Source organism: Haladaptatus pallidirubidus (assembly GCF_020700235.1).
GTDB lineage: Archaea > Halobacteriota > Halobacteria > Halobacteriales > Haladaptataceae > Haladaptatus > Haladaptatus pallidirubidus.
In genome coordinates this window covers 1,794,324-1,807,773 of record NZ_CP085301.1, presented here as the reverse complement: position 1 = coordinate 1,807,773, position 13,450 = coordinate 1,794,324, and the positions used below count along the sequence as shown (strand labels likewise).

Annotated in this window: 10 protein-coding genes and 1 pseudogene; 4 read left to right on the top strand and 7 right to left on the bottom strand. The window is 59.3% G+C overall.

Going from position 1 to position 13,450, the window contains the following annotated elements; translation table 11 throughout:
- Window positions 1-228: 228 nt before the first annotated feature.
- Window positions 229-468, top strand: a pseudogene (locus LIX15_RS09890) (DUF6176 family protein); the annotation flags it as partial.
- Window positions 469-500: 32 nt separating this feature from the next.
- Here the strand turns inward: LIX15_RS09890 and LIX15_RS09885 are convergent.
- From LIX15_RS09885 to LIX15_RS09875, 3 genes are all read right to left on the bottom strand, one after another.
- A complete protein-coding gene (locus tag LIX15_RS09885; RefSeq protein WP_227773571.1) occupies window positions 501-3,032 on the bottom strand; it encodes a penicillin acylase family protein in 2,532 nt (843 codons plus the stop codon).
- Window positions 3,033-3,118: 86 nt separating this feature from the next.
- Complete coding sequence (locus LIX15_RS09880; protein WP_227773570.1) at window positions 3,119-4,123, bottom strand: LLM class flavin-dependent oxidoreductase; 1,005 nt, start codon at window positions 4,121-4,123, stop codon at window positions 3,119-3,121.
- A gap of 836 nt (window positions 4,124-4,959) precedes the next feature.
- Window positions 4,960-6,234 carry a M24 family metallopeptidase gene (locus LIX15_RS09875; RefSeq protein ID WP_227773569.1) on the bottom strand — a complete coding sequence of 425 codons (1,275 nt, stop codon included), beginning with the start codon at window positions 6,232-6,234 and terminating at the stop codon, window positions 4,960-4,962.
- 100 nt (window positions 6,235-6,334) lie between these two features.
- Here LIX15_RS09875 and LIX15_RS09870 point away from each other — a divergent pair, with 100 nt between their 5' ends.
- The 3 genes from LIX15_RS09870 (at window position 6,335) to LIX15_RS09860 (ending at window position 8,707) form a co-directional block, all read left to right on the top strand.
- Window positions 6,335-6,835: a VOC family protein gene (locus LIX15_RS09870; protein ID WP_227773568.1), complete on the top strand. Its 501-nt coding sequence runs from the start codon at window positions 6,335-6,337 to the stop codon at window positions 6,833-6,835.
- 208 nt (window positions 6,836-7,043) lie between these two features.
- Window positions 7,044-7,355, top strand: a complete 312-nt coding sequence (locus LIX15_RS09865) for a DUF7344 domain-containing protein (RefSeq protein WP_227773567.1) — start codon at window positions 7,044-7,046, stop codon at window positions 7,353-7,355.
- A 533-nt stretch (window positions 7,356-7,888) separates the two neighbouring features.
- Complete coding sequence (locus LIX15_RS09860) at window positions 7,889-8,707, top strand: TrmB family transcriptional regulator (protein WP_227773566.1); 819 nt, start codon at window positions 7,889-7,891, stop codon at window positions 8,705-8,707.
- 29 nt (window positions 8,708-8,736) lie between these two features.
- On the opposite strand, the gene LIX15_RS09855 is transcribed toward LIX15_RS09860, so the two are convergent.
- Genes LIX15_RS09855 through LIX15_RS09840 form a run of 4 tightly spaced genes read right to left on the bottom strand, consistent with a single transcriptional unit; the run spans window position 8,737 to window position 13,433 of the window.
- Window positions 8,737-9,450 carry an ABC transporter ATP-binding protein gene (locus LIX15_RS09855; protein WP_227773565.1) on the bottom strand — a complete coding sequence of 238 codons (714 nt, stop codon included), beginning with the start codon at window positions 9,448-9,450 and terminating at the stop codon, window positions 8,737-8,739.
- Window positions 9,450-10,208, bottom strand: coding sequence for an ABC transporter ATP-binding protein (locus tag LIX15_RS09850; RefSeq protein ID WP_227773564.1), 759 nt, complete (start codon window positions 10,206-10,208; stop codon window positions 9,450-9,452). The genes LIX15_RS09855 and LIX15_RS09850 overlap by 1 nt, the downstream gene beginning before the upstream one ends.
- Complete coding sequence (locus LIX15_RS09845; protein WP_345412635.1) at window positions 10,208-12,181, bottom strand: ABC transporter permease; 1,974 nt, start codon at window positions 12,179-12,181, stop codon at window positions 10,208-10,210. Before LIX15_RS09845 ends, LIX15_RS09850 begins: the two co-directional genes overlap by 1 nt.
- Window position 12,182: 1 nt before the next feature.
- Window positions 12,183-13,433 (bottom strand): ABC transporter substrate-binding protein, encoded by a 1,251-nt coding sequence (locus LIX15_RS09840; RefSeq protein ID WP_227773562.1) that lies wholly within the window; start codon window positions 13,431-13,433, stop codon window positions 12,183-12,185.
- Window positions 13,434-13,450: the final 17 nt, after the last annotated feature.

Genomic DNA, 13,450 nt, shown 5'->3' with positions numbered 1-13,450 from the left:
GGATCTATCATCCGAACTCACTAAAGGCATGTGGTATTCATATTCAGACGCTCTTCGACTGTGTGGTCGGGTTGTATATCGACGAGATTTTCGTTCATCACGCTCCAACTTCCGACGATGAACCCGAACCGACATTCGAACGATATCCCCGCGGAGCCGATTTCAGTCCTCATTGTCGGTGACCCGCACTGGCGACAACGTCTCGTCTCCTGACTCTCGGAAACCGACGAAACGCTCGTCAACGAGGGCGTCTTCACCGAAGCCAGATTTCTCCGCTCGACCGAGGACGGCGATTTCCTTTTCTCCTTCATGGAAGCGGACAACATCGAAGCGTCGAAAGAAGCGGTCGAAGCCTCGGACTTCGATATCGACGACGACCACGCCCAGGTGATGGACGACGTGCTCGTATCGGGGAGTACGGAACTACTCGCGCCGCTGGACTACTTTTCGAATCCGGCGCGGCCGTAGAACAACGGAAACGATGGGGTGTGTTCGTCCCTTTACCTTTCTACCGTTTTCGTCGACTCCGTCGCGTCGTTTATTTCGTCGTCGGCGAACAGGAGGTCTTTGTACTCGAACGCGATGAACATCTCCAGTTGATCGTCGTAGTGCTCGTCCCTCGTTCCGTCGGGAGCGACGTATCCGGAGTTTCCCGGCGGAACGACGTTTTCCGCGCGTATTTCTTCACCCATCCGCACGACGTGATTCTCAGTTCCGCGGTTTAAAAAGGGCATACTGCCAGCATCGCCGATCCCAATCGGCATGCCGAACAGGGCCATGTTGTCGAGTTCATCGACTTCCGCGGGTTGCCGCCAGCTCGAAACGTCACACCCGTACGCATCTTCGAACGCGACGACCGTTTCGCGGAACGCGTTTCGAAACACGCATTTCGGTTGGCCGTCGAAATAATCGACCGCTGGTTCGAGTGCGGCTTCTTCGGGATGGAGCGCTCGCATCAGCGTCCCGCGGCCGTATCGATAGTCGAGGAAGTGGGTCGCCTGTTCGTACGCATCGCCGAACGCCGGACTGAAAGTCTTCTCCAGCAGACGCGGGAAGAACGCGTCGAACACGGTGAATCCAACCGGATACGACCCGCCGAACTTCGCTCCGTCTCCTTGGCGATAGTCGTTCCACTTCCGAAGCGCGTTCGCGGCGTCGCGTTCGGTTTTGGAAAGCGACGCCCCTTTCAGCGCATCGAGAAGTTTCCCTTTGTACCGAATCGCACGCAAATCGACGAACGAGATGTCGTAGACGATGTCTTTCACGTCCTCGTACCGGACGCCCCCACGCTCGATGTGACGTTCGACGAGATTGATGATGCGCTGAACGCGATGGTCGGTTCCCCACGAGTAACTCAGGTCGCCGTTGTCCCAGCCTGGTGCTGGTTTGTTGTTCCACTGCGCCGAATAGCCGGCGGGCGGGTTGATTGCGTAGGGAACTTCGCCGTCGGCCGCCCGGAGGTAGTCGTCGTCCGTCAGTTTGTGTTTCGTGCCGTCCGCCGGAAGTCTGGTGTCCCACGGAACGCTCTCCGCGTCGGGGTATCGGCCGAGGTGGAAGTATCCGATGTCGTCTCCACCGGCCCACACGAAGTTCAGGGCGTAATCGCATCGTTGGGCGGCCTCTCCGTACTCGTGAACGTTGCTCGCGAACTGCGCGTCGTAAAACGCTCTCCAACAGTTCATGTCGCGTCCTTCGAAGCCGCGTGTCTGTGCGAGCGCCTCCCCCGCATCCGGTCGGTACTGGGTGATGGTTCCGTGATGCGTCCACCGAAGCGTGACGGTTTCGTCCGACGCGTCGGCCACCGGTATCGTCTCCTCTCGCTCGTTGATATCGCGCAATTCTCTGCGGAATTCGTACTGGTCGGCGGCCTCGTCGCGCGGAACTATCGACTCCACGAACGTCTGAATCGAGTTGTCGATTCCCGCCGTACTCGTGAACGCTCCGTTCCCGTTGTGTCCGAACATCACGAACGGGTAGCCCGTAACCGTCGCACCGGAAACATCGAAATCGGGCCCGTGGAGACCGATTTCGTACATCACGGACGGCGTGGAAAATCCCATCTGCGGGCCGCCCATCAACAGCGGGTCGCCGCTTTCGGTGGCGTCGCCGTGAACCGCGAGCGCGTTACTCCCCAACTTGATGGGAAGGCCGAGCCCGTCCAGTCCCTGTGCGACGGTTCCGATTCTGTCCATCTCCGCTTCGTGTACCGCGGCGGCATCGTTCGGAATCTTGAAATCGCCGCCCGTGATTCGGTTGCTTCGACCCCCAACCGAATCGCCGCCCATCGAATCAGCCCCCCTCTGATGCTCATGCAGTGCGCCCGCTTTTTCGTACGGTGGCACGTAGCCCTCTCCCGACTGCTCCGTCGAAGTCGGCGCTCCGGGGTCGTCGCCCCACTGGAGGTCTCGAAAGAGCGCCATCGCTTCGCGCTCGGAGTGGGTTTCACGAAGTTGTTCGAGAACCGTCGCACCCAGCGTCTCCAACTGAAAGCCGGAAAAGTACGCCATCGTGCCGACGAAGACGCCCGCAACGTCTTCCATAACCCACCCGTCGGGTTCGAATCCGGCGTCCACGAAACCCTCGTGCCACTCTCGACCGCCATCTTTCACTTCTTCATTGTATCGATTGATGCCGTCGGTGAATGCCCTGATGACGGTTCGGTGTTCGTCGTCCAGTTGGGTCGTTATCTGCTCTTCGAGGGGCGTCTGGGTGAAATGCGTCTGCCGCGATGCTTTATCAAATTCGACCCAGTCGCTTCCGAGTACGGCCGAAACCGTCCCGCGGTAGAAACGCCGGGAGAGTTCGAGCTGGTACAGTCGGTCTTCGGCAGTTGCGTATCCGTACCCGAAAAACGTCGGTGCGGCATCGTTCGCCTCACGAGCGTAGACGTGCGCGACGCCGTATTCGTCACGCTGTATTGTCACTTCGTCCGTTTCAGCCCCGTCTCGTTCGTAGCCGAGCGTTTTCGTGCTGACGATGGTTCCCGCCGCGATTCCGCCCCCGATTTTCAGAATCGACCGTCTGGTAGTCATGGGTTCATATACCGTATATTATCATTGTAATTTATAATTACAGTATCCGGAAAAATGGGAATATGTTTCGAAAATCCGAGTGACGATTAGGAAATGAGCGGCTTGACTTCGTCGCCCAATCGCTCGATGCACTCGACCATCGCGTCGGTGCCGATGCCGGGGTGGTAGGTGCGGAAGATGAAATGGATGTCGTCACCCAGCGCGTCGCGGTATTCGTTCAACTCCGCCGCCACCTGCTCCGGCGTGCCGAAGATGGCCTGCTCTTTTAGTTCCTGCTTTCGCTCGTCGTCCAGTTCGTCCACCGATTCACCGGAGAAGATTTCGGCGTAGCGACGCTGGATGTAGAAGTATCCCGGTTTCATCGCCTCCCACGCCTCCTCCTTCGAGTCGGCGATAAAGCCGTGCTGGAGGACGTACACGGAGAAATCACCGTCGAGTCCTTCTTTCTCACGAACGCGTTCGATGTCCTCCTTGCGCTTGCGGACGCCTTCGACGGAAATCGAGGAGGGGGCACACCACGCGTCGGCGACCCGCGCGGCGCGCCGAACTGCGGGTTTGACCGATCCACCGAACATGACCGGAACGTCGGATTCGGGTTTCGGCGTCACGCTCACGTCGGGCGAGACGTCGTGGAACTCCGCGTCGTAGTCGAGTTCCCCCTCCGACCACGACGCTCGCAGGAGATTCGTTAGGTCGCTCAATCGCTCCACGCGCTCCTCTCGGGGGACGCCGAACGATTCGAATTCGCGCGGGTTCGACCCGATGGCCAACCCGAGCGTGAGTCGCCCGTTCGCGAGCAAATCGACCGTCGCGGCGTCCTCCGCCAGTCGAACGCCGTCGTAGAGGGGCGCGAGCGCGATGCACGTCCCGAGTTCGACGTTCTCGGTGCGGGCGGCCAGCGCCCCGAGTGAGGGCATCGTGGCCGGGAGGTAGCCGTCCTCGGCGAAGTGGTGTTCGGACACCCACATGCTGTCGAGACCGGCCGAGTCTATCGTCTCGCCGAGCTCTAGCATCTCGTCGTAAATCTCGGTCATCGAGCGATCGTCGTCCGGTCGTCGCTGGCAGGTGAACAGCCCTGTCCCGAGCTTCATGGTTGCAAATCGAAGGGTGGTACCTTAATCGTTTATAAGGACGTATTCGGGGCGGTATTCTATCCAATCGGATTTTTCACAAACAAGACTTATATTCAGGCTAGTTAGGATGAAATTATTGACGTTTCAATTACGAGTTCCGGCCCGAAGAACCCCGAGGATTCGATTCTCGACGCATCCAAACCAGTGCTGGTTCTCGTCGGGTTGTTGGCGTTGCTCTTTTTCGGGATGTACTTTCTCGGCTAGCAAGGGTAAGGTGATTTAGATTATTTTACGTTGTGAGCGACTTCTGTGTTTTCGGGTGTGTCGGTAGCACATTACGACTTCAACAACGAGGGTTACTACAGAACGATGTCTTCGGGAACGTCGCTAACAAATCACGACTCACTCACCCCGCTGTCGCTCGTTTCGGTCGCCCCTTGCGCAAACTCAGTCAGCTCCTCGGACGAGAGCCCTCGGGTCTGCCGACGCGCGCGCCACTGGGTTTGCGAGTATTCACGCGATACTCGGTTTTCACGACGGCGCGCAACGGCGACTTCAGTCGCCTGCGCGAGGGACGAGCGAACGTAATGAGTGAGTCGGTTGGGAGGGTGTGGCTCTCGCGGTGCGGGGCGGTTGCGGGTATGTGTTGTCGTGATTTGCTAACGGTATCTCAATAGCTAATCACCTGATCCAATGGTATTCTATCCGAGTTGCGGTCATTTATTGTCAGCAACAGCTAGTAACATTGCGAAAACTCGTTCCGGCACTATTAGAAAAATTCCAACACGCATACGAAAACAACTATAACATAAAACGTTTTCAAAAGAAAACAAAAACCACTCTTTCTCCACAGATCAGCGTTCGATTGTCGTAATCTCCTCCACGGGCCACTGGCTCAAAATTTCGACACCATTCTCCCGAACGACGACCATCTCCTCGACGCGCACACCTTGCCTGTCGGCGGGTTCCATCGTTTCGACGGCCATGGTCATCCCCTCTTCGATTTCGATGGGATGGTCGGGCGAGATGCCGCGCCAGATGAGGGGAACTTCGTACAGTTGTAGCCCCAATCCGTGCGCCCAGTGGTTCGTCGTCATCTGCCAGTGGTCGGTGGCGTCGTACCAGTCGGCGTGTTCGCCTTCCATGTCGGGGAAGCCCTGCGAAATCTCGTCCGTCGTCGCACTGGGTTCGATGCGCTCCAGCACGTCGTACAGGTTGTCGCGGGCGATTTCGTAGGCGTCCTGTTGGGCCTGCGTCGGTTCTCCCAAGCTGAACGTTCGGTAGTAACAAGAGCGATAGCCCATGAAACCGATATTGTAGAAGTCGGCGTATACGAGGTCGCCGGGGCGCATGATGCGGTCGGTCGTGTTCGCCTGATGCTTCGGCCACGTGTTCGGCCCGGAGGTGACGTAGCCGCCCTGCACCATCGCGCCGAGTCTCCAGAGTTCCCGCGTGGCTTCGCCCCACACCTCGGACTCGCGCTTGCCCGGTTTCGCCGTCTCGGTGATGCGTTGGAATCCGGCCTCACAGAGCGCGGCGACCATCCGCAGGCATTCGATTTCGTCGCGCGTTTTTACTTTGCGGGCGCTCTCCATGACGTTCGCGCACTCTTCGGTGCGCACGTCCACGCCGCGGTCTTCGAACTTCGAGATGAGCGCGCCGTTGCCGATGTCGATGCCCATCGGTTCTTTCGCCACGCCGTACTCCTCCATCGCCTCGTAGACGAGTCCGGCCATCTTGTCCTTCAGCCAGTCGCGGGCCGAATCACGTCCCGAAGCACGCGGGACGTTCCCCAATCCGGGGCAGGCGTAGCGAATGTCGGAGAGCCACGGGCAGTTGAATCGCTGGTTGCTCGCGTGGTCGGCCGTGTCCCAGTGGACGACGTCACCGTTTTCCGTGAACAGGGTGTAGTGGTCGGCTCCCGACCCGCCCGTCATGGCCAGTCCGGTCACGTACCGGACGTTCGGGTCGTTGATGAGGAGCATGCTCCCCAGTCCGGCCTCCTGCATTCGCGACAGGGCGCGCTCCTTTCGCTCCTCGCGCATCCGCTGCATATCGATTCGCTCCTCCCAATCGACGCCCATCGTACCGCGCGTTCCTTCCATGAAATCGCGTTGGTAGAATCCCATGATGGGGGCTACTCGGAGCGCCGTTATGAAATTTCCCGAAACGTCCGTGATGGATTCTCCGCCTACAGATTCAAGATGGCTCTTCACGTCTCCCCGACCAATGAACGCACGCGACACGCCAATTCGACACGGCACGCCAATCCGGGTAGACCACGTCGGCATCGCCGTCAAATCCATCGAGAACGCGGAACCCATCCTGTTCGCGCTCAGCTGTGAGCGCCTCACCGTTGAAACCGTCGAAGATAAGTTTCGCTGGGCGTATTACGAGCTGGGCGACGCCTCCAGGCTCGAACTCATCGAACCGATTTCGGACGACTCCTTTCTCACCGACTTTCTCGATCGGTACGGGCCGGGTCTCCACCACGTTACGCTCGAAGTCGCGGACATCGACGCCGTTATCGAGTCGCTCCGAGAAAACGACGTTCGCGTCATCGACCGGGCGGAGTTCGACACGTGGACGGAGGCGTTCGTCTCGCCGGGAAATCCGACCGGGACGCTGTTTCAACTGATGGAGTACCACGACGACTATCACGAGGAACGACTGCCGCCACGGGAGCTATTCGTCAACGAGAGCCGGGTCGGTGAACTGTTTCAGCAGTGATTGAACGGGGGTTGCGGACGAAGCGTAAGGAACTCCGGTTGAACTATCCGAACGCGAAAAATCGTCGAATGGTTCGATCTGAACGGGACAGTTTGTCTCCCTGTATTTTCTATTTTATTTGTCACTCGTTTCCTCAAATGCTTATCGTCCGTGAATATGTCGGCGACTTATTTGCTCGAGATGCCAGTATTAGATCGGTAAGGTTCCAATGCTCGACGACCAGCTACGAGTGTTGTCCAACGTTCGCAGGCGACGGCTGTTGCTCGCCTTACTGCAGGACAACCCACAGAACGACCGAACGATGGTTTCAAACGCTTCGGCGTCGACGGACGAAAAGCGAAGACGGGCGGTTGCGATGGGCCACGTTCATCTCCCTCAGTTGGACGACCACGGGTATATCGAGTGGAATCGCGAGGAACGAAGCGTGACGAAGGGTTCCCGGTTCGACGAGATCAAGCCGCTACTAACAGTGCTGGAACCGATGCAGGACGACGTTTCTGCCGATGAACTGCCGGAATAATATCGTTTAGTGAATCGTTTTTCTTCCCCTCTTCGTTAGGGACGTGATATCGATTCTCCCATCCTGCGTCAATCTTCTCATCCGAATCCATCGCGGCGTCCTGATTTTGTGGTCATCCAAGTGATACTATCCCGTACTCGATTTTTCGGTCGCAGAATCCGATTTCCTGCCGCTGATGAACCGTCACAATTTTCCCGTAAAAACTGCCGCGGAGGGCAGTTCCGGCACGGAGTACCGATTGGTTGGGACCCGCTCGAACTCCGTACCAGTTGGTGTTTCGCACTACCTTGGTATAACCTTACTGTGATTATCTGGGTGACTTCCTACTGCATGACAAATAGACAGAAATCCGGCGCCTCGCACCGAGCTTACATACCCGTGCCCTCGTAGTCGAACTCATGCCCCGAGTTGGACACCGTCGATAGGGGTATCTTGCACGTGCTACATTGGAACGGTTCGAAAGGAACTGACTTGTGAGTGCCCGCAGAACAACGGAGACGGTACCGGAATCGCCGGTAGCATGGTTGGGACCCATGAAAGAGTTATCTAATCGTCAACGAGCGGTCGAATTGCTCCAGAAGCTAGGTTTGAAAGAGTACGAAGCAAAATGCTTCGTGGCACTGTGGCGGCTCCCGAAGGGGACGGCCAAGGAAATCAGTGAAACGTCCGACGTTCCTCGAACGCGCGTTTACGACGCGATACAGGTGTTAGAAGCGAAAGGATTCGTTGAAGTTCAGCATTCGAATCCGCAACAGTTTCGGGCCGTTTCGGTCGATGAAGCGGCCGAGACGCTTCGGCAGAAGTACGAGTCTCGGACGGAGACGCTCATCGAGGCCATCGAGGATATCGAACCGGCGGCGTCGGACGCCGACGAAGAAGTGACCCACGAAGTCTGGTCGCTGTCGGGAGGGTCGGCGATTGCGAACCGGACACAGCAACTCATCGACAGCGCCAATCAGGAAATTATCTTCGTTGTCGCTCGCGAAGACGCGCTCACCGAAGAGTTGCTAGAATACCTGCGAACGGTTCAGCAAACGGGTATCAGTATTCTCATCGGAGCGGTAGATGAACCGTTACGAAGCCGAGTTCAAAACGAACTTCCCGACGTTCGAACGTTCGTTTCGGGGTTGGAGTGGTTGAACGGCTCCCCGCCAAATCAGTCGGACGAAGTGACGATTAGCCTGCTACTGCTGGTTGACCAGAACACCATCCTGGTCAGTTCGATACACGAGAAAAATAACAACGAGTCGGAAAAGGAACGGGCAGTGTTCGGCAGAGGGTTCGACAACGGTCTCGTCGTAATCGTCCGACGGCTGATGGCGACGGGATTGCAGTCGACGGACGACTCCTAGCTCTGCTCTCGGAGGGTTATCGACGGTTTTCACACACTGATGCCGAGGTGTTTGTCCATCAGTTCTCCGTCCGCTTCCAACTCCTCGGGCGTTCCCTCGAAGACGATTTTTCCTTGGTCCAGCAGATACACTCTGTCCGCCAAGGAAAGCGCGACGGCGACGTTCTGCTCCACGAGCAGCACCGTGATACCCTCCTCGTTCAGGTCGCGGATGAGGGCTTCGACTCGCTCCACAATGAGAGGGGCAAGTCCTTCGGTCGGTTCGTCCAACATGAGCAGTTCCGCGCCGCAGACCAGCGCCCGGGCGATGGACAGCATCTGCTGTTCGCCGCCCGAGAGGTCGATTCCGCGGCTGTTCTGCCGTTCCTGCAGATTCTCGAACGCTCCGGCGGATAACACTTCCTCGACCGTTTTTCGATGCGTGCTGTCGCTCCCGCCGAGACTTCCGACGGCGAGGTTCTCCCGCACCGACAGCCCGGGAAACACCCGGCGCTCTTCGGGCACCAGCGCGACGCCGCGCTGGACGGTTTCGACCGGCGAGAGTCCGGCGATGTCCTCGCCGTCGAACCGAATCTCCCCCGACGTCAGCGGGAGCGCGCCCGTGATGCTTCGAAGCGTCGTCGTCTTTCCGACGCCGTTTCGCCCGATGAGCGCGACCACTTCGCCCTTCGGAACGTCGAGGGAAACTCCCGACAACACTTCCGTTTCGCCGTATCCCGTGTGTAGATTTTCGATTGACAGCATTAGGGTCGAACACCTCCGAGGTACGCTTTTTGCACCTCGTCGTTTTCCGCGACCTCTTCGGGCGTTCCGGTCGCAAGTTCCCGCCCGCGATTCAACACCGTGATTCGGTCGGAGACGTTCATCACGAGGTCGATGTCGTGTTCGATGAGCAGGAGCGTCCGGTCGGCCAGCACGTCGTCGATGAGTGCCATCGTCGCCCGCGTCTCCTCCACGCTCATCCCGGCGGTCGGTTCGTCCAGCAGAACGACCCGCGGGTCGGTCGCTAGCACCAACCCGATTTCAAGTCGTCGCCGGTCGCCGTAGGCCAGCGCCGCCGCCTTTTCGTCCCCCCGCGCCTCGAGTCCGATTTGCGAAAGCACGTCCTCGACGCGCTCGTTGATTTCGGGGAAACTGTCTGCCGGACGGAACAGGCGATTGCCCGCAGTAATCGACTCACCGGCCACCGCCTGCGCGGAAAGTCGGACGTTCTCCCGAACCGAAAGGCCGCCGAAAACGGTCGTGATTTGGAACGACCGCCCGATTCCGCGCCGAACGCGCTCGTGCGGCGGGAGGTTCGATACTGCTTCGTCAGCGAATATGACGCGTCCCGAGGTCGGAAAGAGCGCGCCCGTAATCAGGTTGAATAGGGTCGTCTTCCCGGCCCCGTTCGGGCCGATGACGCTCCGGAACTCGCCCGCCTCGACGCCGAGATTCACGTTGTCTGTTGCGACGAGTTCGCCGAACTGACGGGTAAGGTTCTCGGTTTCGAGCAGCGCCATCAGTTGCTCACCTCCGAGTCGGCGTCAGCCACCGGTTCCGGGCCGCCGCCAGTCTCCTGGTTCGTGTACCGCGAGACCATCCCGGGAACCGAGACGAGACCCTGCGGGACGTAGATGACGAACAGGACGAAGATGAGTCCGAGGACGCCCTGCCACTGTGCGGTGAACGATTGCAGAACTTCCCGGAGGCCGAAAAAGACGCCCGCTCCAATCATCGGCCCGTACAGAGTTCCCATCCCGCCGAGGATGGTCATCACGATAACCTCGCCGGATTTTATCCACGCGAGAACCGAGGGCGACGCACCGCCAGTGTGTATCGCCGAAAGTCCTCCGGCGAGTCCCGCGAGGCCACCGCTGATGACGAACGCCCGCCGCTTGTAGGCGGTCACGTCGTAGCCGATGAACGAGGCGCGCTCTTCGCTCTCACGGATACCCTGAAGCACGCTCCCGAAGGGTGCGTTCATCATTCGCCGGGCGAATAGGTACGACCCGATGACGGCGGCGAGCACGAAGTAGTAGAACAGTTCGATATCGCCGAGCAAGGCGACGTCCCCGACTTCCGGCCCGCCCATGAGGCCGTACACCGGGTCGAACCCGGAGAATATGCCGTCACTGCCGCCGGTGAAACTCGATTTCTGCACGAGTTGGAAGAACAGCTCGGCGAAGCCGAGGGTAATCATTGAGAAGTACACCCCCGAAACGCGAATCGAGAGGTGGCCGACGACCCACGCGACCAGCGCCGCGACGAGGATACCGACCCCGAGCGCGACGAAGACGGACGGCATTCCGTTCTCGACCGTGAGAACCGTTCCGTATGCTCCCAGTCCGAAAAAGAGGACGTGACCGAGCGAGACGAGTCCGGCGTAGCCCATTACGAAGTCGAGGCTCAACGCGAACAGTGCCCAGACGAGGATGGTCAAGAGGAGCGAATTAACTTCGTAAGAGGTGTACAGCACCCCGATTCCGAGGGGTGCGAGCGCGAGCAGGCCGACAACGACCGCCCCGAGTCGGAACCGCGTTCGGTCGTCCAGCACGCCGCCGCCACCGCCGGTCAGCAGTTTGCCGCCGCCCTCCGAGTCCCACTCGGGGCTTCCGAACAAGCCTTGCGGTCGGACGAGCAGGACGCCTATCATCAGCAAGAAGACGACCAATCCTTCGAGATTTGGAAGCACCGCGCCGAGTCCGAACGGTGGGCTCCGGAAGAACGTCTCGATGATACCCACGCCGAATCCGCCGATGACCGCGCCGCGGAAACTTCCCAGACCGCCGAGAACGACGATGACGAACGCGGGAATGATGACGGAGTTGCCCATTCCGGGGTTGACGCTCTGTTTCGCGCCGAGGACGATTCCGGCCAGCGCCGCGAGGAACGCGCCGAAGGCGAAGACGAGCGTGTAGTAGCGGTCGATGTCGATGCCGAGGTGGCGAACCATCTCTCGGTCTTGCGCGCCTGCGCGGACGATGAGCCCGAACCGGGTGCGATTCAGCAGGAGCCACGTTCCGACGGCCATCACGACGCCGACGCCGATGATGAAGAAGCTGTACTTCGAGTAGCTGAAGCCGAGCACGTCCATGGGACCTCGAAGCAAGGGTGGCTGGGCGAACTGTCTGGGGTTGTCACCCCAGATGAACGAGATAGCATCCTTGAAGATGAGAACCAATCCGAACGTGAGCAGGATGTGATACAGCGGATTTCTGCCGTACAGCGGTCGGATGGTTCCCCGCTCGATTACCGCCGCGATGAGCGCGACGAGGAGCGGCGCGACGAGGAGCGCGATCCAGAATATCCCGCCGCCGGAACCGACGGCGACGATGGCGAACGCGAGGTACGCGCCGAGCGCGAAGAACTCGCCGTGAGCGAAATTGATGACGTCCATCACGCCGAAGATGATGGAAAGACCCGCGGCTAGCAGCACGTACACCGCCCCGATTGTCAGGCCGTTTAGTAGTTGTTCGAGAAGTGCACCCGCCATATCAGAGTTGACAACCGGTTTGGTCGCACGACGGGATGGCGTCGTCACCGTTGACCTCGGTGATGAGCTTCACGTCGGCCATCTCGCCGCCGTTGTAGACGTTCTGTCCGACCCACACCGGATTTTTGGCTTGGTGGTCGCAGCTTCGGAACTCGTTTTCCCCGAGGAGCGACTGCATCTTCAGTCCGGGAAGCGTCTCGATTACGTCGTCCGGGTCGGTGCTTCCGGCCTCTTTGATGCCGTTTGCGACCATCGTGATGGAGTCGTAGGCGACCCGCGCGAAACTGTCGGGTTCGCCGTCGTTCTCGTTCGTGTAGGCTTCGACGAACTCTTTGTTCGTGCCGGAGTCGAGTTGCGGCACGTATCGCGTTCCGCTGTAGATTCCGTCGGCCTTCTCGCCGAGCGCGCCGCGGACGACTTGGAACGACCCCGTCGTGGTCATGATTTCCTTCTGGTTGGAGAGTCCCTGCGCGCTCGCCTGATTGAGGAACTCGATGAGGTCGCCGCCGGTCGAACCGACGACGACCACGTCGGCGTCGGAGTTTTTCATCTGACTGATGAACGAGTCGAAATTCTTCGCGCCGAGTTGCGCCCGAGTGACGCCCGCTTCCGAAAAGTCCGCGTTAGATTCCTGCATGCGCGAACGCCATTCCCGAAGCACCGATTGCCCGTAGGCGTAATCCGCGATGTGGAACCAGACGTTACTTCCGAGGTTGTTCAGCGTCCACTCCGAACAGGCTTCCGCGATTTGTGCCGTGTTCGTTTCGCTTCGGAACACGTACTCGTTGCAGTTTTTGCCCGTAATTGGGATGGCCGCCGCGCCGGGGGAGTAGACGACGCTTTCCTCGCTTGCAAATTCGTTGAGACCCAGCGCGACGGAACTCGAAATCGCTCCCATCATGTACGACGCGCCGTGCTGTTCGACCATCTTTCTCGCTTCCTGCTGGCCGGTTTCGGCGTCCGCCTGCGTGTCGCCGTACTTGGCGTCGATAGTGAAATCGTAGTCGTCGCTCTCGTTTATCGTTTTCACCGCGAGTTTCGCGCCCTTTCTCTGCTCCTCGGCGAGTCCGGCGTACGGTCCCGTCATCGGGTTGAGCATCCCGTACTTCACCGTGTCGTCGCCACCGCCACCGCCGCCGATGTCGCCGAGACACCCCGAAACTCCCGCAAGTCCCCCCGCCCCGACCGCACTCAACACGGCGCGCCGAGTCATTTCGAATCTGTTCTCCTGCCCCGGATTTCTATCCGCCATGGCAACAAGGAACAAGG

Excerpts from the sequence above, each read along its gene's own strand:
- LIX15_RS09875 (WP_227773569.1), bottom strand. The coding sequence starts at position 6,234 with ATGGGATTCTACCAACGCGATTTCATGGAAGGAACGCGCGGTACGATG.
- LIX15_RS09840 (WP_227773562.1), bottom strand. The coding sequence starts at position 13,433 with ATGGCGGATAGAAATCCGGGGCAGGAGAACAGATTCGAAATGACTCGG.
- LIX15_RS09870 (WP_227773568.1), top strand. The coding sequence starts at position 6,335 with ATGAACGCACGCGACACGCCAATTCGACACGGCACGCCAATCCGGGTA.
- LIX15_RS09865 (WP_227773567.1), top strand. The coding sequence starts at position 7,044 with ATGCTCGACGACCAGCTACGAGTGTTGTCCAACGTTCGCAGGCGACGG.
- LIX15_RS09845 (WP_345412635.1), bottom strand. The coding sequence starts at position 12,181 with ATGGCGGGTGCACTTCTCGAACAACTACTAAACGGCCTGACAATCGGG.
- LIX15_RS09860 (WP_227773566.1), top strand. The coding sequence starts at position 7,889 with ATGAAAGAGTTATCTAATCGTCAACGAGCGGTCGAATTGCTCCAGAAG.
- LIX15_RS09850 (WP_227773564.1), bottom strand. The coding sequence starts at position 10,208 with ATGGCGCTGCTCGAAACCGAGAACCTTACCCGTCAGTTCGGCGAACTC.
- LIX15_RS09885 (WP_227773571.1), bottom strand. The coding sequence starts at position 3,032 with ATGACTACCAGACGGTCGATTCTGAAAATCGGGGGCGGAATCGCGGCG.
- LIX15_RS09880 (WP_227773570.1), bottom strand. The coding sequence starts at position 4,123 with ATGAAGCTCGGGACAGGGCTGTTCACCTGCCAGCGACGACCGGACGAC.
- LIX15_RS09855 (WP_227773565.1), bottom strand. The coding sequence starts at position 9,450 with ATGCTGTCAATCGAAAATCTACACACGGGATACGGCGAAACGGAAGTG.